This window comes from Burkholderiales bacterium, from assembly GCA_036262035.1.
In the GTDB taxonomy this organism is placed as follows: Bacteria; Pseudomonadota; Gammaproteobacteria; order Burkholderiales; family SG8-41; genus JAQGMV01.
Window position 1 is genome coordinate 285,393 of sequence record DATAJS010000031.1, and the last position, 20,090, is coordinate 305,482.

At 66.7% G+C, this 20,090-nt stretch carries 17 protein-coding genes and 1 tRNA gene; 16 read left to right on the top strand and 2 right to left on the bottom strand.

The window, feature by feature from the left end:
* The first annotated feature begins 16 nt into the window (after positions 1 to 16).
* The 7 genes from VHP37_31285 (at position 17) to VHP37_31315 (ending at position 7,616) form a co-directional block, all read left to right on the top strand.
* Positions 17 to 1,183, top strand: coding sequence for an acyl-CoA dehydrogenase family protein (locus VHP37_31285; GenBank protein ID HEX2830861.1), 1,167 nt, complete (start codon positions 17 to 19; stop codon positions 1,181 to 1,183).
* A gap of 128 nt (positions 1,184 to 1,311) precedes the next feature.
* A complete protein-coding gene (locus tag VHP37_31290; protein ID HEX2830862.1) occupies positions 1,312 to 2,703 on the top strand; it encodes an MmgE/PrpD family protein in 1,392 nt (463 codons plus the stop codon).
* The gene (locus VHP37_31295) at positions 2,700 to 3,671 is read left to right on the top strand and encodes a LysR substrate-binding domain-containing protein (protein ID HEX2830863.1); all 972 of its coding nucleotides are present in this window, start codon (positions 2,700 to 2,702) and stop codon (positions 3,669 to 3,671) included. Before VHP37_31290 ends, VHP37_31295 begins: the two co-directional genes overlap by 4 nt.
* 112 nt (positions 3,672 to 3,783) lie before the next feature.
* Positions 3,784 to 4,578, top strand: a complete 795-nt coding sequence (locus VHP37_31300; protein HEX2830864.1) for an enoyl-CoA hydratase-related protein — start codon at positions 3,784 to 3,786, stop codon at positions 4,576 to 4,578.
* Positions 4,575 to 5,561, top strand: coding sequence for a tripartite tricarboxylate transporter substrate binding protein (locus VHP37_31305; GenBank protein HEX2830865.1), 987 nt, complete (start codon positions 4,575 to 4,577; stop codon positions 5,559 to 5,561). Before VHP37_31300 ends, VHP37_31305 begins: the two co-directional genes overlap by 4 nt.
* A gap of 2 nt (positions 5,562 to 5,563) precedes the next feature.
* Positions 5,564 to 6,697 (top strand): ATP-grasp domain-containing protein, encoded by a 1,134-nt coding sequence (locus tag VHP37_31310; protein ID HEX2830866.1) that lies wholly within the window; start codon positions 5,564 to 5,566, stop codon positions 6,695 to 6,697.
* A gap of 31 nt (positions 6,698 to 6,728) precedes the next feature.
* Entirely contained in the window at positions 6,729 to 7,616 is an 888-nt protein-coding gene (locus tag VHP37_31315) for a succinate--CoA ligase subunit alpha (GenBank protein HEX2830867.1), read from the top strand.
* A gap of 29 nt (positions 7,617 to 7,645) precedes the next feature.
* Here VHP37_31315 and VHP37_31320 read toward each other — a convergent pair whose 3' ends face one another.
* Positions 7,646 to 8,617, bottom strand: a complete 972-nt coding sequence (locus VHP37_31320) for a S1C family serine protease (protein HEX2830868.1) — start codon at positions 8,615 to 8,617, stop codon at positions 7,646 to 7,648.
* A 266-nt stretch (positions 8,618 to 8,883) separates the two neighbouring features.
* Here VHP37_31320 and VHP37_31325 point away from each other — a divergent pair, with 266 nt between their 5' ends.
* Genes VHP37_31325 through VHP37_31335 form a run of 3 tightly spaced genes read left to right on the top strand, consistent with a single transcriptional unit; the run spans position 8,884 to position 11,786 of the window.
* Positions 8,884 to 9,657 carry an SDR family oxidoreductase gene (locus VHP37_31325; protein ID HEX2830869.1) on the top strand — a complete coding sequence of 258 codons (774 nt, stop codon included), beginning with the start codon at positions 8,884 to 8,886 and terminating at the stop codon, positions 9,655 to 9,657.
* On the top strand, positions 9,654 to 10,616 hold the full coding sequence (locus tag VHP37_31330; protein ID HEX2830870.1) for a tripartite tricarboxylate transporter substrate binding protein: 963 nt from the start codon (positions 9,654 to 9,656) through the stop codon (positions 10,614 to 10,616). The genes VHP37_31325 and VHP37_31330 overlap by 4 nt, the downstream gene beginning before the upstream one ends.
* Positions 10,617 to 10,625: 9 nt before the next feature.
* A complete protein-coding gene (locus VHP37_31335) occupies positions 10,626 to 11,786 on the top strand; it encodes an aminotransferase class V-fold PLP-dependent enzyme (GenBank protein ID HEX2830871.1) in 1,161 nt (386 codons plus the stop codon).
* Between the two features lie 112 nt (positions 11,787 to 11,898).
* On the opposite strand, the gene VHP37_31340 is transcribed toward VHP37_31335, so the two are convergent.
* Positions 11,899 to 11,971, bottom strand: a tRNA-Thr gene (locus VHP37_31340).
* A gap of 164 nt (positions 11,972 to 12,135) precedes the next feature.
* On the opposite strand from VHP37_31340, the gene VHP37_31345 reads away from it, so the two are divergent.
* The 6 genes from VHP37_31345 (at position 12,136) to VHP37_31370 (ending at position 20,076) form a co-directional block, all read left to right on the top strand.
* Positions 12,136 to 12,393 carry a hypothetical protein gene (locus VHP37_31345; GenBank protein HEX2830872.1) on the top strand — a complete coding sequence of 86 codons (258 nt, stop codon included), beginning with the start codon at positions 12,136 to 12,138 and terminating at the stop codon, positions 12,391 to 12,393.
* 133 nt (positions 12,394 to 12,526) lie between these two features.
* A complete protein-coding gene (locus VHP37_31350) occupies positions 12,527 to 13,084 on the top strand; it encodes a GspH/FimT family pseudopilin (protein ID HEX2830873.1) in 558 nt (185 codons plus the stop codon).
* On the top strand, positions 13,081 to 13,632 hold the full coding sequence (gene pilV, locus VHP37_31355) for a type IV pilus modification protein PilV (protein HEX2830874.1): 552 nt from the start codon (positions 13,081 to 13,083) through the stop codon (positions 13,630 to 13,632). Before VHP37_31350 ends, pilV begins: the two co-directional genes overlap by 4 nt.
* Positions 13,629 to 14,441 (top strand): PilW family protein, encoded by an 813-nt coding sequence (locus VHP37_31360; protein HEX2830875.1) that lies wholly within the window; start codon positions 13,629 to 13,631, stop codon positions 14,439 to 14,441. The genes pilV and VHP37_31360 overlap by 4 nt, the downstream gene beginning before the upstream one ends.
* Positions 14,442 to 14,451: 10 nt before the next feature.
* A complete protein-coding gene (locus tag VHP37_31365; GenBank protein ID HEX2830876.1) occupies positions 14,452 to 15,054 on the top strand; it encodes a pilus assembly protein in 603 nt (200 codons plus the stop codon).
* 30 nt (positions 15,055 to 15,084) lie between these two features.
* Positions 15,085 to 20,076: a PilC/PilY family type IV pilus protein gene (locus VHP37_31370; protein HEX2830877.1), complete on the top strand. Its 4,992-nt coding sequence runs from the start codon at positions 15,085 to 15,087 to the stop codon at positions 20,074 to 20,076.
* Positions 20,077 to 20,090: the final 14 nt, after the last annotated feature.

Here is a 20,090-nt window from a genome sequence, read left to right on the forward strand (position 1 = left end):
CAACTCAGGAGTCAACATGGATTTCAGCCTTTCCGAAGAACAGCGCGAGATGGTCGACACCGTCCGCAAGCTGCGCCACAAACAGCTCGCGCCGAACGCGGTCAAGTATCTCAACGGCGATTTCCCGTGGGAGAACATGAAAGCGCTGGGCGAGATGGGCGTGCTCGGCATGGCGATCCCGCAGGAATACGGCGGCATGGACGCAAGCGTGCTCGACACCGTGCTCGTGCTCGAGGAGATCAGCAAGGCCTGCTACGCGACCGCGCTCGCGGTGCTGGGCGAGATCGGCGTGCAGCCGCGCATCATCGCGAACTACGCGCCCAAGGACATCGCGCGGAAATACCTGTCGCGCGTCGCCGACGGCAGCGGCGTGCTCGCGATCTGCCTGACCGAGCCCGACGCCGGCACCGACGTGCCCAACTACAAGACCAACGCGACGATCAAGGGCGACCGCGTCATCGTCAAAGGCGCGAAGACGCTGATCAGCCGCGCCGACATCGCCGACGTGCTCATCGTCTTTACTCGCGTGAACAACATCCCCGGCGCGGCGGGCATCGGCTGCGTGCTGGTGCCGCAAGGCACGAAAGGGCTGACCGCCAAGGCCGCGTATCACACCATGGGCGGCGAGTACCTGTGCGACGTCGTGTTCGACGAGTGCGAGGTGCCCCTCGACCACCTGATCCTGCGCGAGAACAGCATGAAGACGCTGCTCAACGCGTTCAACACCCAGCGCTGCCTCAACGCGTCGGTGTGCCTCGGCTGCGCCGAAGGCGCGCTCGAGGAAGCGGTGAAATACATGCGCGACCGCAAGGCGTTCGGCCAGCCGATCGGCGACTTCCAGGGCATGCGCTGGAAAGGCGCGGACATGCTGATCGAGATCGAAGCGGCGCGCGGCCTGCTCTACCGCGCGGCGGTGAGCGGCCATCCTTTCCCCGACCGCGCGATGGCGGCGATGGCGAAGATCTACTGCAACGAGATGGCGATCCGCGTCACCAGCGAAGCGGTGCAGGTGCACGGCGGCTACGGCTTCACCGACGAGTTCGCGGTATCGCGGCTCTTCCGCGGCGCGCGCTTCGGCAGCCTCGGCGGCGGCACGACCGAGACCCTGCGCAACTTCGTGGGCGAGCATCTCGTGAAGCGGATGGACATGAACACGGGTGTGTTCGGACTTTCAAAGCTTTAACGTCAAAAGCATTAACACGGAGGGCACGGAGGAAAAGCACACGGAGGTCACGGAGGTTTTTTAATGAATTCCTCCGTGAACCTCCGTGTTCCTCCGTGTCCTCGGTGTTGAGCTTTGTTTTTACGACCATGAGCGAACCGGTACTCGATGCGTTCATAGATCTCTCGCAGCGGCTGCGATGGTCCGACGTGCCCGCGAGCACGCGCGCGATGGTGAAGCGCGAGCTGATGGACTGGGTCGGCGCGGCGATCGCGGGGCGCGCGGCGATGGGCATGCCGCCGTGGCTCGCGGTGCTCACCGACTGCGGCGGGCGCGAAGAAGCTCGCGTGATCGGCGGGCCTCGCGTGCCCGCGCACGTCGCGGCGCTCTGCAACGGCTACTTCGGTCACGTCCTCGAGTTCGACGACACCCACGACGAAGCGGTGCTCCACGCGGGGTCCGCGGCGATCCCCGCCGCCCTCGCCGCCGCCGGTGCGCGCGGCAAGCTCTCCGGCGCGCAGTTCTGCGAGGCGGTGCTGCTCGGCATCGAGCTCACCTGCCGCCTCGGCGTCGCGACGCGGCTCAACCTCGTCGAAGGCGGCTGGATCTACACCGCGCTCCTCGGTCATTTCGGCGCGGCGCTCGCGGCCGCGCGCATCCTCGACGGCAGTCCCGAAGTCCTGCGCAACGCGCTCGGCATCGTGTACTGCACTGCCAGCGGCAACCACGAATCGACGCGCGAAGGCGCGCCGACCAAGCACGTGCAGCCCGGGTTCGCCGCGTCGAACGCGATCCTCGCGTCGCTGATGGCGAGCCGCGGCCTGCCAGGCGTCAAACAGCCGCTCACCGGTGAAGACGGCCTCGTGCGCGTCTACCTGCACGAGCGCTTCGATGCGCTACGTGCGGTCGATGCGTTGGGTGAGCGTTGGGAGACCGACCGTCTCTCGTTCAAGCCGTATCCCACGTGCCGTCTCACGCATCCGGCGATCAGCGCAGCGCTCGAGCTCCGCGCAAAGCTCGGGGACAAGCTCGCGCAAGTCGAGCGCATCGAGCTCGTCGTCGGCCCGCAGGCGCACGACGTGGTCGGCCGCGACATCCCCGAGCGCCGCACGCCCGTCACGCGCGTCGCCGCGCAGTTCAGCAACTACTGGACGGTCGCGATCGCGCTGGCGTACGGCGAAGTGACGCCCCGCCATCTCGCCGAAGAGATTCCGCCGACGCCGACGGTGCGCGCATGGGTCGCCAAGATCTCGTGCGCCGCCGACGCCGCGACCCAGGGACGGGACGTCGGAGGCTGCCTCATCCGCGCGCACGGCCGCTTCGGCGTGCTGGAAGTAGAGCACGCCAACGCCAAAGGCCATCCCGATTTCCCGCTCTCGGATGACGAGCTGCTCGAAAAATTCGTAGCGAACGCGCGCTATGCGGGCATGGCCCGACCGGAGGCGACGCGGCTCGCTCGTCTCGTCTCCGAGCTCGACGACACCGACGACGCGACCGTGCTCGGCGAAGCGCTGTGCGCCGCGGGCGCCGGCCGCCGGTGAACATTCGGCAGCTTCGCTCGCTGTGCGAGGTGCTCCGACACGGACTGCACATCTCCGAGGCCGCCAAAGCCGTCCACGCGTCGCAGTCCGGCGTCAGCAAGCAGATCCTCGAGCTCGAGCACGAGCTCGGCGTGACGATCTTTGCGCGCAAGCGCAACCGTATCGTCGGCATCACCGAGCCCGGACGAGCGTTGGTCACCCTCGCCCAGCGCATCGTGCGCGATGCCGACACGATGCGCGAGGTCGCTGCCGATTACGGCAGCAAGGAGACCGGGCGTCTCGTTCTCGCGACCACCCAGACCCACGCGCGCTACACGCTCCCGCGCTCGGTCAAGGCGTTCACCGAGCGCTATCCGCGCGTCGAGTTCAGCCTGCGGGCGGAGACCCCCGACGAATGCTGCAGGCTCGTCGCGGATTCGCACGCCGATCTCGCGATCACCACGCACCCGTCCGGGACGTTCCACCGCCTCGTCGCGCTGCCCGCGTACAAGCTCGCGCGGTGTCTGGTCATGCCCGCCGGCAACGCGCTCGCCGACACGCCGCGGCTCACGCTCCAGAAGATCGCGCGCTATCCGCTCATCACGTACGACTCGATGTTCAGCAGCCGGCGGGTCGTCAACAAGGCTTTCGCCGACCACGGTCTTGCGCCGCACGTCTCGTTGAGCGCGGTCGATCCCGACATCTGCAAGAAGTATGTCGCGCTCGGCATGGGCGTCGCCATCCTGCCGAAGATCGCTTTCGAGTCCGACGTGGACAAGACGCTGCGCACCCGCGACGTGAGCCACCTGTTCGATCACGGCACCGTGAACATCTACCTGCGCAGGGACGGTTATCTGCGCCGCTTCGTCTACGACTTCGTCGCGCTGTTCGCGCCGCACGTCGAGCGATCGACGATCGAGCGCGCGTTGCAGGACGGCACCTTGCAGACCGGGGCCGACGGCGATCTGCCTTTCGCGGAAAACGCGTGATGGGGTTTCAGTATCGCCTTTGCTCATGCTGGGATGACGAAATATCGTTTGAAAGCGCCTCCCCGGCTGATTAGTCTCGCCCATCCCCCTTTACCACGTCGGAGCACCCCCTATGCATGCCCCAGCACCCGCGGACCTCATTCAGTGTCGCGTCGAAGACCGCGGCGACGCCGGCCGGGTGGCGTACATCACGGTCAACAATCCCGAGAAGCGCAACACGCTCGGCATGCCGGGCAAACGCGCGATCGCCGATACCTTCGGCGCGCTGGCGAAGGACGACCGGCTGCGCGTCGCGGTCATCACGGGCGCGGGCGACAAGTCGTTCATCGCGGGCGCCGACATCGCCGAGATGAAAGACCTCGACGCGAAGCAGGCCGAGGTCGAGCACACGCTCACGCACGTCGCCAACGCATCGATCCAGATGCTGCCGGTGCCGGTGATCGCGCGGATCAACGGCTGGTGCCTCGGCTTCGGCATGGAGCTCGCAGCGGCGTGCGACATGCGCATCGGCGTCGACACCGCGAAGTTCGGCATGCCCGAAGTTCGGGTCGGCATCCCGTCGGGCATGGAAGCGGTGCTGCTCCCGGCCCTCGTCGGCTGGGGCAAGGCCGCCGAGCTCATCTACACCGGCGACATCATCGACGCGCAGGAAGCCCACCGCTGCGGTTTCCTGCAGAAGGTGGTCACGGCGGCGGAGCTCGACGCCGCCGTCGAGAAGATGGTGTCCTCGGTGCTGCTGGGCGGACCGCGCGCGATCCGCCTGCAGAAGGCGCTGATCCGCGACTGGCAGCGCATGTCGCAGACCGACGCGGTGTGGCAGGGCATACGGGCGTGCGTCGCCGCGCGCGACACCGACGAGCCGAAGCGCATGATGCAAGCGTTCATCGAGCGCAAGCGCAAGAAATGAAGAAGCTCTCGCGAATCCCGCGCCGGGCGGCCGCAGGCGCGCTGGCGGCGCTGCTCGCCGCACCGTGGGCGCCTTCCAGCGCCCAGCAGTACCCGAGCAAGACGGTGCGCCTCATCATCGCTTATGCGGCGGGCGGCGGCACGGACACGGTCGGGCGCGTGATCGCGCAGAAGCTCGCCGAAGGCCTCGGCAAACCGGTCATCGTCGACAATCGCCCCGGGGCGGGCGGCAATATCGCGACCGAGCTCGCGGTGCGCTCTCCGGCGGACGGCTACACGCTGCTGATGGGGAACATCGGGCCGATCGCGGTGAATCCGCATCTCTACAAGCTCGCCTTCGATCCGCTGCGCGATCTCGCCCCGGTCTCTCTGATCGCCCTGGCGCCCCTGCTGGTCGTCGTGCACCCGTCGCTGCCGGTGAGCTCGCTGAAGGACCTCGTCGCCCTCGCGCGGCGCGAGCCCGGGAAACTGACCTATTCTTCGGCCGGAGTGGGCTCGTCGAACCATCTCGCGGGGGCGCTCTTCAACATCGCCGCCGGCACGGACGTCGTGCACGTGCCTTATAAAGGCGCCGCGCCCGCAGTGACCGACCTGCTGGCGGGCAACGTCCAGCTTTCGTTCCAGACCCTGCCCTCGGTCGGCGGCAACGTGCGGGCGAAGCGCCTGAAGGCGCTGGCGGTCAGCAGCGCGCGGCGATCCGCCGCATATCCCGAAGTCCCGACCGCCGCGGAAGCGGGACTGAAGGGATTCGAAGTGAGCGCCTGGTACAGTCTCGTCGCCCCCGCCGGCACGCCGCGACCGATCGTCGATCGCCTCCGCGAAGAGCTCGTGAAAGCGCTGGGCCAGAAGGACGTCCTCGATCGCCTCACCGCCGACGGCGCGGAGCCGGTCGGCAACACCCCCGAAGCGTTCGGCGAGTTCATGCGGTCCGAAAGCGCCAAGTGGGCAAGAGTGGTCAAACTCTCCGGTATGAAAGCCGACTGAACATGTATCTGCTCGAACACGACGCGAAAGAGCTTCTCGCCGCGCACGGCATCGACGTTCCGGCCGGCGTGCTGCTCGACGCCTCGAACGATGCCGCCGAGCTGCCGCGCGGACCGTGGGTGGTGAAAGGCCAGATCGCCGCGGGCGGCCGCGGCAAGGCGGGCATCATCCGCAAGGCCGCGACGCGCGACGAAGTCGCGGCGCTGCGGCGCGACATGATCGGCCGCACGGTGAAAGCGAAGCGAGTCGACAGCGTGCGCGTCGAGCAGCAGGTCGCGAAGTCCGAAGAGGCTTACATCGGTTTCCTCGTCGATCCCGCGGCAGCAGGCGTGCGCGTCATCGTCGCCGAAAACGGCGGCATGGACATCGAAGCGATGCCGCACGACGCGATCCGCACCGAGACCGTTCCCGCCGAAGCCGCCGCGATGATCGCCGCGGTCGAGCGTGCGACCGCGGGCATGGCGGACCACAAGGCGCGCGCCCTTCGAGACGCCGGCGCGAAGCTCGCGAAGTTCTTCGTCGAGCGCGAAGCGGTGCTCGTCGAGATCAATCCGCTGTTCGTCAAACGCGACGGCACGTGGGTCGCCGGCGACGCCAAGATCGTCACCGACGACAACGCGCTCGAGCGCCAGCCGGCCTTGCGCACAGTGGTCGAGCAGCGCTCGGACGCGTATACCGAGGTCGCGCTCAAGCTCGACCACGGCTTCGACTACGTCGTCGTCGATCCGCAGGGCGAGATCGGCCTGCTCACCACCGGCGCCGGGCTGTCGATGATGCTGATCGACGAGCTGCGCGCGGCCGGGCTGAAGCCTTACAACTTCCTCGACATCCGCACCGGGGGCTTGCGCGGCGAGACCAAGCGCATCGTGCAGGTGCTGCAATGGCTGGGCGAAGCGCCACGCGTCAAGGTGGTGCTCATCAACGTCTTCGCGGGCATCACCGACCTCGGCGAGTTCGCCAGGCTCCTCGTCGCGGCGATCGGCGAAGCGCCCGCGCTCAAGGTGCCGGTGGTCGCACGCCTCGTCGGCAACCGCCTGCCCGCCGCGCGCGAAGTGCTCACCGCGGCCGGAATCGCCCTGTACACCGACCTCGACGAAGCGCTCGCCGACGTGCGCAAGCATTTGCACGCGCGATAGCGCCACCCTTCACCCTTCACCCGTTCACCGAATGCTCAACCCTCGCATCGACCGCCAAACCCCCGTCATCATCCAGGGCATCACCGGCCGCGCCGGGCGCCTGCACAGCCGGCTCATGCGCGAGTACGGCACGAACGTCGTCGCCGGCGTCTCCCCCAAGAGCGACAAGCGCGACGTCGACGGCGTGCCGGTCTACCCCGATTGCAGGAGCGCGGTCGAGGCGACCGGCGCGACGACCTGCGTCGCTTTCGTCGGCGCGTACGACCTGCTGGCCGCGATGCGCGATGCGCTCGAAGCCGGCGTGCGCTACATCGTCACGCCGACCGAAGGCATGCCGGTGCACGACGCGCTGCAGGCGAAGCGCCTCGTGAACGAGCATCGCGCGATCTGGGTGGGCCCGTCGACGCCGGGCATGGCGATCGCGGGCGAAGCGAAGCTCGGTTTCCTGCCGAGCGATGCGCTGGTGCCGGGACCGGTCGGCCTCATGTCGAAGTCCGGGACGCTCTCGTACGAATCGGGCTACCGCCTCGCTCAGCGCGGCGTCGGCACATCGGCGTGGATCGGCGTCGGCGGCGATTCGGTTAAAGGCCTGCGCTACGCCGACCTCGTGCCGTTCTTCGCGCAGGACGAGCGCACGCGGGCGGTGCTGCTCATCGGCGAGATCGGCGGACACGAAGAGGAAGATTTCGCCGCGGCGCTCACCGCGCAGCGCTTCGCGAAGCCGGTGTTCGCGCTGATCGCCGGCAGGACCGCGCCGTCGGGCGTTTCGATGGGCCACGCGGGCGCGCTCGTGCACGGCAGCTTCGGGACGTTCGAGGCGAAGAAAGCCGCGCTCGAAAGCGCGGGCGCGAGCGTGTTCGATACGCTCGATGCGATGGTGGAAGGGGTGTACCAGCGCCTGAAGCAAACCAGGGTCTGACCCCGGAAAAACCGGGGTCAGACCCTGTCTCAGTAGACCGGTTTCGGGCGGAAGTACCGGTCCCGGTCGATCGACCTGATCGTGACCTTCTGCACCTGGTTGCCTTTGAGCACTTCCACGGCCACGTCCACGCCCGCGTTACCGCTCGCCCAGAGCTTGGTATAGAAGTCCTTCTGACCGTGGATCGCCTGGCCGGCGACCCCGACGATCACGTCGCCTTTCTGCAGCCCCGCGTCTTCCGCCGGACCCTCGGGCGACACGCGCGTGACGATCAGATTGCCCTGCACTTCCTGGGTGTTCACGCCGATCCACGGGCGCGCTTTGGCGGTCGACTTGCCGTTGGCGACCATGTCGCCGAGCACGGGCTTCACGATGTCGATGGGAACGAACATGTTGCCGGGGATCTGGGCCTGGGCGCTCCCTATCGCGTCCCCGACCGCGAGCGAGCCGATGCCGAGCAGCTTGCCTTCGCGCGAGAGCAGCGCGGCGCCCTGCCAGTTCACCGTCGCCGGCGCGGTGTAGATCGCTTCGTCGAGGAGGTATTCCCAGTAGCCGACGAAAGGCCGCTTCGAGACCACGTACGCGGGCGCGACGCCGTCGAAGCCGACGATGAGCACGAGCTCGCGCTCCTTGACGGCCGCGGAGTCGCCCATGTCCACCGCTTTGACCGGCAGCGGCGTCAACGCTTTCAAAAGGCCCATGCCGGTCGCGTTGTCGTAACCGACCACCGTCGCGGGAAACGCTTTGCCGTCCGCGGTCAGCAGGTCGACTTTCTCGGCCTCCGTGATGAGATAGCCGATCGTCAGCACCAGACCGTTGCTGTCGATGACCACGCCGGTGCCCTCGCGCTCCGCTCCGAGCGTGCGCGAGCTGCGCGCGTCGCGCACCGCCTGCGCCTTGACCTTGACCACCGAGAGCGCGTCGACGGTGAGCTGCGCTTCCCCTTGCCGCGGCGCCTGCGCGGCGAAGGCGGAGCCGCAGACGAAAACCCCGAGCACCATGCACAGCGCGCACAGTCGGCGCGACAGAGAGGATGGAGCCGTTACGCGGGAAATCATTATCACTCTCCAGAGAGAGATATAGATGCACTGCAGCAAACAAGATCCATGCTACGCCTATTCCGGCGCGCATGGCGAGGGCGAAATGACCGGAACCGCCGCGCTACAATTGCGGCGCACGCCCATCCACTCACCTCGAACGGCGTCGCGCCGCGCGGCCGTCACAACATGCCGCGACTCTCGAGGTCATCATTCACCAGGAGACCCACGTGGAACTCGGACTCAAAGGAAAAGTGGCCATCGTCACCGGCGGCACGCAGGGCATCGGCAAGGCGACCGCGCTCAAGCTCGCGCAGGAAGGCGCGAGCGTCGCGATCTGCGCGCGCGATCAGGCGCGGCTCGACAGCGTGAAAGCCGAGCTCGAAAAGACCGGCGCGCAGGTGCTCGCGATGTCCGCCGACATGAGCAAGGCCGGCGACATCGAGCGCTTCGTCAAGGCGGTCGCCGACAAGTTCGGGCGCATCGACATCCTGGTGAACAACGCCGGGACTTCCAAGCGCGGCGCTTTCCTCGAGCTCACCGACCAGGAATGGGCCGACGACATCGAGCTGAAAGTGTTCGGCGCGATCCGCTGCTCGCGGCTTGCCGTGCCCTACATGAAGAAGCAGGGCGGCGGGCGCATCGTCAACATCACGATCTCGTCCGCGAAACAGCCGGGCGCGCAGTCGTATCCGACGAGCGTGTCGCGCGCTGCGGGCCTCGCGATCACCAAGGCGATGTCGAAAGAGTTCGCCGCCGACAATATCCTCGTGAACACGGTGTGCATCGGCAAGATCAAGTCGGGCCAGCACGAGCGGCGCTATACCAAGGCCGGGCAGAGCGCCGAGCAGTACTACGGCGACGCCGCGAAGGACATCCCGATGCGGCGCGTCGGTGAAGCGGAAGAAGTGGCGAACGTCATCACCTTCCTCGTATCGAGTGCCGCGAGCTACGTGACCGGCACGAGTGTCAATCTCGATGGTGGAATTTCAGGAACATTATGAGAAAGCTGCTGTACGCCGCGCTCTGCGCGGCGGTTTTACCTGTCGCTGCACACGCTCAGAACTATCCGACCAAACCGGTGCGCTTCATCGTGCCGTTTCCGCCCGGCGGCGGGAACGACACGATCGCGCGCCTCGTCGGCCAGAAGCTCTCGGTCGCTCTCGGTCAGCAGGTCATCGTCGACAACCGCCCCGGCGCGGGCGGCACCATCGGAGCGGAAGCCGCGGCGCGCTCGCCCGGTGACGGCTACACGATGTTTCTTGCCGGGGTCGCGACGCACGGCATCAATCCCAACATGCGCAAGAAGCTGCCGTACGACGCGCTCAAGGATTTCGAGGCGGTGAGCCTCATCGCGTCCGCGCCGCTGCTCGTCGTCGTGCATCCCTCGCTGCCGGTGAAGAGCGTGAAGGACCTCATCACCACGGCGAAGACGAAGCCGGGACAGATCAACTACGCGTCGAACGGGCCAGGGAGCTCGTCGCACCTCGCCGGCGAGCTCTTCGACATGATGGCCGGCGTGAAGATGACGCACGTGCCGTACAAAGGTCTCGCGCCCGCGCTCACCGACCTCTTGTCCGGAGAAGTGTCGGTGATGTTCTCGAGCGCGGTCGCGGCGCTGCCGCAGGTGAAGGCGGGACGGCTGCGCGCGATCGCGATGACCGGCGCCAAGCGTTCCCCGGCGATCCCGAACGTCCCGACCGTCGCGGAAGCCGGCCTGCCCGGTTACGAGACCGGCTCGTGGTACGGCGTGGTCGTTCCCGCGGGCACGCCGCGCGCCGCGATCGACCGCCTGTCGCGCGAGATCCAGACCATCGTGAAGTCGCCCGAGCTCACCGCCAAGCTCAACGAGGAGGCGGTGATCCCGGTCGGCAGTACGCCCGAAGCGTTCAACAAGCACATCCGCAACGAGCTCGCGCGCTGGGCCAAGGTGGTCAAGGCGGCGAAGCTCGAGCAGCAATAAGGAGAGGACATGGCCGATTGGGAAGCGCTGCGGCGCGAGTTTCCGACGCTCGAACGCTGGACCTATCTCGACGTCGCACGCAAGACCGTGCCGCCCCGGGCGCAACAGCGCGCCCTCGAGGAGTACACGCGCGACGTGTACGAGAACGCCGGCGCGGACGCCTGGTCGGCCGAGAACACCGGCCGCGCCCGCGCGGCGCTCGCCTCGCTCCTCGGCGCGAAGCCGTCCGAGATCGCGTTCACCAAGAACACGACCGACGGTCTCAACATCGCCGCGCACGGCTTCGACCTCGCGGCCGGAGACAACATCGTGCTCACCGACATGGAGCACCTCGCCAACGTCTGGGTGTGGAAGCACTGGGAAGCGAAAGGCGTCACGCTGCGGTTCGCGAAGAACCGCGACGGACGGCTGCCGCTCGAAGCGTTCCTCGAGCAGATGGACGCGAGGACCCGGGTCGTGTCGACCGCGTACGTCACCTACGGCAACGGCTGCCGGGTCGACCTGCCGAAGTTGGGAGCCATATGCCGCGAGCGCGGCATACGGCTGGTCGTCGACGGCGTGCAGGCCGCGGGTTTACTCGCGGCGCCGCTCTCCTCGCTCAATGCCGACGTCGTCGCCATCGGCGGCCACAAGGGATTGTTCGGCCTCACCGGCAGCGGCATCGTGTATTGCCGCGAAGAGCTCGTGAACGAGCTCGCGACGCCTTTCGTCAAGGCGCCGCAGCGTGCCGACGCGCCGCGGACCAGCGCCTACGCGAACCCGCAGTTCGATTACACCAGCGTCGCGCACCGCTTCGAAGGCGGGAACCCGAATTTTCTCGGGGTGAAAGTGCTGCACGCGGGCGCGGAATTCCTCCAATCGGTGGGGCTCGAAAAGATCGAGGCGCGGGTACGCGACCTGACGACGACTTTCATGGCCATGCTCGATCGCGCCGGTCTCGGGACCCAGACGCCGCCCGCCTGGGAAGAGCGCGCGCAGATCGTGAACGTGGTCGTGCCCGACGCCGCGGGTCTGATGGATCGCCTGCGCGAGAAGCACCGCGTCGTCACCAACGTGAAAGACGGCGCGCTGCGCGTCTCGATGTCGTTCTTCAACAACGAGGCCGACCTCGAGAAAGCGGTGTGGGCGATCTCGAAGGAGGTAGGTACCCGCAGCCCGGCCGTTGCCTGACGCGTGTAACCGAAGTGTTCGCGCGATGAGGGAGGGAGGTCCAAGGAGGGAACCGTAGGTTCCCTCTTTGGCGTTTACTATCGCACCGCGCCCCCGCGAAGCGGGGGACCGGTGCCGCTGGTCTGACTCGAACAGACGACCTGACGCTTACGAAGCGCCTGCTCTACCAACTGAGCTACAGCGGCGGGGAGGCGCGATTCTAGCACCAGACCGGGCGGCGGCGAAAGCCGCCGCCCGCCCATCGGTCGACGCCCACCGCTCATCCGCGCGACCCCGAATTCATGACGCAGTTCACGCCGCGTTCGGCGCGCCGGTCGTATCGTCTCGTCCATCGTGAACGGAGGAAACCATGTTTCCCGATCGATCCACGAACGACGAATTCTGGTGTCCGGCGAACGAGAGCTCGAGCAGCGTCGCGCAGAAGCGCGTCACCGCTGCGATGACGCCGACCGAGTGGGCCGCGCTGTCCCGGCTGGCGCTCGGGGAGTGGCTGCCCGATCAGCAGATCGCGAAGCTCGCCGAGCTCGGCCTCGCCGAGATCGTGTTCGGACAGGCACTGCTCACGCGGCTGGGACGCACGACGCTCGGCGCGGGCGAGGGGACGTAGCGTGATTTTTGTCGCATTCGAAACGCCGCTTCCGGCATCGCGCGCCCGCCGCTGCGCCACTGGTTCCGCACGCCGTGCCGCCCGTCGGGACGTGGTGGCAGGTACGCCGGGTGCCCTGCAAAATCCGACGCCTATGTCCCCCCTTCCTCTGCGCACGGCCCGGGCCGGCTTTACGGCGATCGAGCTGATGGTATCGATCGCCATCCTGGCGATCCTCATCGGCGTGACCGCACCGCTGCTGCGCGATTTCATCCTGAATTCGAGGCTCACGGGGCAGGCGAACGACCTGATGACCGGGCTCATGATGGCGCGCAGCGAAGCGGTCAAGCGCGGTGTGTCCGTCATGTTGTGCGGCAAGCAGAACAAGGGCGACACCGAGTGCGGGAAGGACCCGAAATGGACCGGCGGCTGGTTCGTCGCGATCGACGCGGATCGCGACGGCAAGATCGACGCCGGCACCGTGCCCCTTACGACGGGCGAGATCACCGGCTCCAACGAGCTGGAGAACGTGCCGGGCGTGAGCAGCGGACCGAAAGGCGCGATCACGTACGCACCGACCGGCATCGCCACCAGCGGCGCCTCGACGATGAGGATCTGCGATTCCCGTGACGTCGGGCGGCTCGTCACGGTGAGCACCACGGGACGCGCGTCGGTCACCAAGGTCGATAAAGACTGCTCCAAGGCGAAATGAAAACCCACTCGATACGCGTGCCGCAACGCGGCTTCACCATGCTCGAAGTGCTGATCTCGATCGTCGTGATCGCTTTCGGCATGCTCGGCATCGCGGGCCTGCAGGCCTACGCGCTCAAGAACAGCCAGGGCGCGAGCCTGCGCTCGGTCGCGACGGTGCTCGCCTCCGACATGATCGACCGCATGAAGGGCAATCCGAGCGGCGCCTCCTTCGACATGTACGTCGACTCGAGCGGCAAGGAAGTGACCGAAGCCGCGAACAGCTCGTGCACGAGCAGCGCCGGCTGCCCCGATCCGGCCATACTCGCGAAGAACGATCTCTTCGAATGGCACGCGCTCGTCGCCTCTTCGCTGCCGAAAGGCATCGGCATGGTCTGCCGCGACAGCACGCCCACCGACACGCCGCGCGCCACGCCCTCGGATCCCAAGTGCGACAACACCGGGTCCTTCGTCATCAAGATCTGGTGGCTGGACGATCGTTCGCGGGCCAACGCCCCCAACAAGGGCGAGAGCGCGCTCAACCTCTTCACGACGCAGTTCAACATATGACCGCGCACGCGTTTCCGCGGCGCACGGCCGCGGCCGGCTTCACCCTCGTCGAGCTGCTCATCGCGATGACGATCGGCCTGCTGCTGACCGCGGTGATCGCACAGGTCTTCCTCGGCAGCCGCAAGACCTACGCGACGACCGACGACGTCGCGCGCATGCAGGAGAACATGCGCTACGTGCACGACGCACTTTCGAGGAACCTGCGGATGGCGGGCTACATGAGCACGCCGGCGACCTTTCCGATCAGCACGCCGCCCTATCAGGGGGTCTTCAGCGCACCCAATCCCCTCGCGCTGACGGGCGCGGAGGGCGGCACCGCCACGGCGTCCGATTCGATCACGGTCAGTTTCCAGGGCGACATCGACAGCACCACCGCGGACTGTCTGGGCAGGCGGGTTCTGCCGGGCGTCATGGCGACGAGCACGTTCAGCATCGGGGCCGATCCCGACCGGCCCGGCAACATCCCGTCGCTGCTCTGTGCCAGCTCGCTCGGCGGCGCGGCCGCGGAGACACGCGCGCTCGTCAACGACGTCGAGAACATGCAGATCCTCTACGGCGAAGACACCAACGGCGATCTCGTGAACGCCGACCGCTATGTCTCCGCGAGCGAGGTGACGAACATGGACGCCGTCGTGAGCGTGCGCATCGCGCTTCTCTTCAGGACCGCGAACATCGCGGTCCGCTCGTCGGCGGACCCGACCCAATATCAACTGCATGCGGTGAAGCTGCCCGCGTTCAGCGGCACCGATGCAACGCGCATACGCCGCACGATGAGCTTCACCGTGGCGCTGCGCAATCGTGAACCGTGAGATCGAAGCCATGACACCACATCCGAGCCCGTCCCGCGAGCGCGGCGCCGTGCTGGTCGTAGCGCTGCTGTTCCTCGTCGTGCTGACCATGCTGGGCGTGACTGCGATGACCGGGACCACCTTCGAAGAGCGCATGGCCGGCAACGCGCGCGATCTCGCGCTCGCCAACCAGGCCGCGGAAGCCGCGCTGCGCGAAGCGCGCGACGAGATTCTCGGCATCGCCAAGGTCGCGCGCGACGTTCACATGTCGGTGTTCGGCATAGCTGCGGACCCCGCCGACAAGGGCTCGTGCAACAACAGCGGGCTGTGCCGCGCCGCGTTCCACACGCGGGATCCCGCCACCATACCGCCCTCGCTGCCGCCCGACGTGAACTGGGCGAGCGATGCGACGACGACCGAGTTCGGCAAATTCTCGAACGCCCCGAAGCTCGCGGGCCTTTCGAGGCAGCCGCGTTACACGATCGAGCTGCTCTGCATCAACCTGACGGGCGGCAAGAACGACGGGACGCTGGCGGAGACGTGCCGCCTCTATCGCTTCACCGCGCTGGGCTGGGGCCGGAACCCCAACACGCAGGCGATGATTCAGGAAGTCTTCATCAAGGCCGCCGAGTAACAGCGCCTCAGAGGAATATCGGGAGCTCTCATGAGAAGCGACGTGAAACACAAGCTCAACCGCGCGGTCGCCGCCGTCGCGCTCTTCTGCACGGCTGTGCAGCCGACTTACGCGATCACTTTCGCGCAGGAGCCGCTGTTCCTCCAGAACCGCGTTCCGCCCAAAGTGATGCTCACGCTTTCGAAGGACCAGCAGCTCTACAAGAAGGCGTACAACGACTACGGCGATCTGGACAACGACGGCGTCATCGAGTCGACGTACAAGCACTCGATCAAGTATTACGGCTATTTCGACCCGACCAAGTGCTACAACTACTCGACCGCGAACAACCGTTTCGAGCCCGTTTCGATCACGACGGTGACCGAAACGGTAAGCGGGGTGACCCGGCCGGGATCCGCCTACTGCGACGACAGCACGGGCCGGTGGAGCGGCAACTTCCTGAATTGGGCGTCCATGTCGCGTATGGACGCCGTGCGCAAGATTCTGTTCGGCGGCATGCGCTCGAGCGACACTGCGAGCCTTACGGTTCTCGAACGCTCGTTCCTGCCGACCGACGCGCACTCGTTCGCCAAGTACTACGACGGGGCGGACATCGCGCGGCTCACGCCTTTCTCGCCGCCGGCGACCCATGCGGTCCAGAACGCGACGAACAACTTTTCGTTTACGCTGCCGAGCGCCAACGGCGACTACCTCTACCGTTTCCTGAAACCGCTCGTCGGCGTTGCGGTGGGCGACCAGCTCAAGCTGCAGATCCAGAGCCAGCCCAATAACTACATGATCGCGACGGTCTTTGCGATCAATCCGCAGGCCAATGGCAACTCGATCGTCGGCGTGCGCGTCAATACCGCGGGCGTTTTCGGCGCCGGCGCGTCGGGCACGCAGTGGACGGTCACCAACCTTTCGAGCACCGGCATCTCGATGTGCAACCTGACGCTCGGCACGAGCACATCACAGGCGACGACCTCGCCGCCGCTCCTGCGCGTGGCGCAGGGCAACTTCGCGCTCTGGAACGCGAACGAGGCGCGGCAATGCCTGTGGTCCGAGGAGCGCAGCGGCAACGCGGCGGGTTTCGGCGGCGTCGGCAGCAACGGCAACCTGGCAGTGCTCTCCGAGATGAACTCGAGCGCCGAGAATCCGTCGCAGAACGCAGCCGGCCTCGGAACGGGATCCGCCAAGGGCGAATATTACGTGCGCATCCGCGCGTGCGTCAGCGACGCTCTCGTGGGCACGGAGAAGTGCAAGAAATACGGCGAGAACCTCAAGCCGGTGGGGCTGATGCAGACGTATGCCGACACGATCGACTTCGGTCTGATGACGGGCAGCTACGCGAAGAACATCTCCGGCGGCGTGCTTCGCAAGGGGGTCGGCTCGTTCAACGACGAGGTCAATTCGGACGGGACGTTCAACGCGTCCACCAACGGCATCGTCAAGACGCTCAACTCGATGCGCATCTACGGCTACAACTACGCCGACGGCACTTACATCGGCTCCGCCGGGGACAACTGCACCTACCAGCTCACGAGCATCACTGAAAATCAGTGCACGAGCTGGGGCAATCCGATGTCGGAGATCTACTACGAGGCGATCCGGTACTTCGCGGCGAAGACCGACAACGCGGCGAACCCCGCCTACACGTACACGGTCAGCGGAGCGAAAGACACGACGCTCGGCCTTCCGCTCCAGACGTGGAAAGCGCCCATGAACGCCGCCAACGCGTGCTCCAAGCTCAACGTGCTCGTCTTCAACGCCAGCGTGTCGACGAACGACGACGACCTTCGGAACACCGTGGCCACCGACATCAACTCGAGCAGCACGATCGCCCAGCTCACGAACGCCGTCGGCGACCTGGAGAACATCACCAACGGCAGCTTCTTCGTCGGCAAGCGCGTCGGCGACACTTCGGCGACGGCCGGCTTCGAGCTGTGCACCCAGAAAACGATCGCCGCGCTCGGCGACGTGTCCGGCATCTGCCCCGAAGGTCCGACGCTCGCGGGATCGTACCTGATCGCCGGCCTCGCGCGGCACGCGCGCACGACGCCCGTCCGCGCCGATCTCGTCGGCAACGGGAGCGATCCGGATGCGATGAAGGTCACGTCCTACGGCATCCAGCTTGCGACGAACACGCCGCAGCTCGAGATTCCGGTGCCGACGAAAGCCGGTCAGAAAATCGTGATCCAGCCGATCTACCGACTCGTGCTGCCGAACGGCACCTTCGGCGGCGGCGCGCTCGTCGACATGAAGTTCGTGCGCACGTCGGTCGTCGACTCGCGCTCGACGGGCAAGGTGTACATCAACTGGGAAGATTCCGAGCAGGGCGGCGACTACGACCAGGACATGTGGGGCACGCTGGAGTGGGATATCGACGCGGCGGCGAACACCGTCAAGATCACGACCAACGCGATCTCGGCATCCACTTCGAACCCGCAGGGTTTCGGCTACACCATCGCCGGCACCACGCAGGACGGTCCGCATTTCCATTCCGGCATTCTCGGATTCAACTTCACCGACACCGTGACGGCCCAGCCGGCGAACTTCGCGGGCTGCCGCAATTGCCAGGTCGCGAGCGCCTCCAGCGGCCAGCGCGGTGCGCAGAGCGTCACCTATACGCTCGACGCCTCGAAGACCGCGAGCGTCGGCAGCCTCAAGGACCCGCTGTGGTACCTGGCCAAGTACGGCGGTTTCGACGACCGTAACAAGAACGGTCAGCTCGACGGAAACGAGTGGGACGTGCAGAACAACCTGACGGGGGAGGGCAAGCCCGACGGCATTCCGGACACGTACTTCCTCGTCACCAACCCCCTCGGTCTCGAGCAGGCGCTCGAGCGCGCATTCCGCATCATCTCGCAAACCGCGACGGGCACCTCGCTCGCCGCGAACTCGACTTCGGTGCGGACCGACGCCGCGGTGTTCGGCGCGCAGTTCCGATCCGGAGAGTGGTCCGGCACGTTCTCTGCGTTCGGCGTCAACGAGGACGGCTCGCTCACCTCGTCGGTATGGGAAGCGGCCGCGAAGCTGCCGGCGCCGGACACGCGCGTGATCCTCACCTACGCCGACAATGGCAGCGGCAACCGTCAGGGCGTGGCGTTCCGCTGGCCCGGCGCGACGCCGAACCCCGCGACCGACATCAGCAAGACTCTGGTCGACTCGCTGAATACGCGTCCGGACGTCGGCGGGACGCAGGACAACCGCGGCGCGGAGCGCCTGCAGTACCTGCGCGGCGACTCGTCCAAGGAAGGCAACGCGCTCGATTCCTTCCGCCCGCGCACGACCAAGCTGGGCGACATCATCAACTCCAACCCGGTGTACGTGCCGTCGCTCCCGAACGACCCGAACGTGGACGCGTCGTACCGCGATTTCCGCGACCGCATCCGCAAGGCCAACCGGACGCCGATGGTGTACGTGGCGGCGAACGACGGCATGCTGCACGGGTTCGACGCGACGGCGCTCTCGGACGGCAAGCCTTCCCCGACCGGCGGTGTCGAGCGCTTCGCCTACATCCCGTCCAAGACCCACACGGCGCTGAACCAGCTCACGAACCCGACCTATACCCACCGGTATTACGTCGACGGTTCGCCCACCGTGTCGGACGCCTTCGTCGGCAAGGACTGGAAAACGGTGCTCGTGGGCACTCTGGGGAGGGGCGACCGCGGCATCTACGCCCTCGACGTGACGCTTCCGCCGGAAGTTCCGAGCGGCACGGACTCCACGGCAGTGGAGCAGAAGAGCGCCACGACGACGGTCATGTGGGAGTTCAACGTCGAGGACGACATTCCCTCGACGGTTGAAGCGAATCGGGGCGCGAAGCCCTACGGCCTCGGCTACTCGATCGGCAAGCCGATCATCCGCAAGATGCAGAACGGCAAGTGGGCCGCGATCGTCTCCGGCGGATACAACAACACCGAGACCATTCGCGGCGTGACGGGCACCGGTGACGGCAAAGGCTACATCTACGTCATCTTCCTGGACGGCCCGACGGGCACGAACCGCACCTGGCAATCGGGCGTCGACTACGTGAGGCTCGATACCGGGCTCGCCGGCGACACGACGAAGCCGAACGGCCTCGCGCCGCCCAACGTGATCGACGCGAACGGCGACGGCATGGTGGATTTCATCTACGCGGGCGACCTCCTCGGCAACTTCTGGAAGTTCGACGTTTCGGACAAGGTGCCGGGCAACTGGAACGGCACGAACAACCGCCTCGCCCTGTATTCGCCGGGACCGTCGGGTGAAAAGCAGCCGATCACGACCACGGCGCAGGCGACGGTGCATCCGTCGAACAAGGGTTACGTCCTCAACTTCGGCACCGGCAAGTACTTCGAGTCGAACGATCCGCTGACGACCGAAGTGCAGAGCTTTTTCGGCATCTGGGACGAGAACGAGAAGAAACCCATCTCGGGGCAGAAGAACGTGACCGATCGCGCCGGGCAGCTCTTCGAGCAGAAGATTTCTACGCAGACGACCGCGAACGGCGAATTCCGCGCGAACACCACCATTGGCGCCCTGAAGGGGCCGGACTACGCGACGCAGCGCGGCTGGTTCATGGACCTGCCCGGCAAGGGCGAGCGCATCGCGTTCGACCCGATCGTGCTGTCGCGGCGGCTCGTGTTCACGACGCTCGTTCCTTCCGGCGGCGCGTGCGACTTCGGCGGCACGAGCTTCCTCATGGTCGTCAATCCCGCGACCGGCGGCCCGTTCGACGCGCCGGTCATCGATGTAAACGGCGACGGCAAGATCACGAGCGCCGATATGCTCTCGGGCGGCGTGTTCGCGGTCGGCGTGAGCTCGTCGGTCGGCATCACCAACACGCCGCGCGTGATGACGGGCGGACTGGCGAAGGGTGAGACGGCGGGCAAGGACGGGACGCTCTTCGACAGCAGCACGCAGGCTCGCCTCGCGGGCGGCGGCGGCAACCGTCGAGGGACATTGATGTTCTGCGGCGCGGGCAGCGCCTGCACCATGCTGCCGATCGGCCTCGGCCGGGACCAGGGCCGCACGACGTGGCGCGAAGTGGTGCGGCCATGATGGGCGTGCCGGGT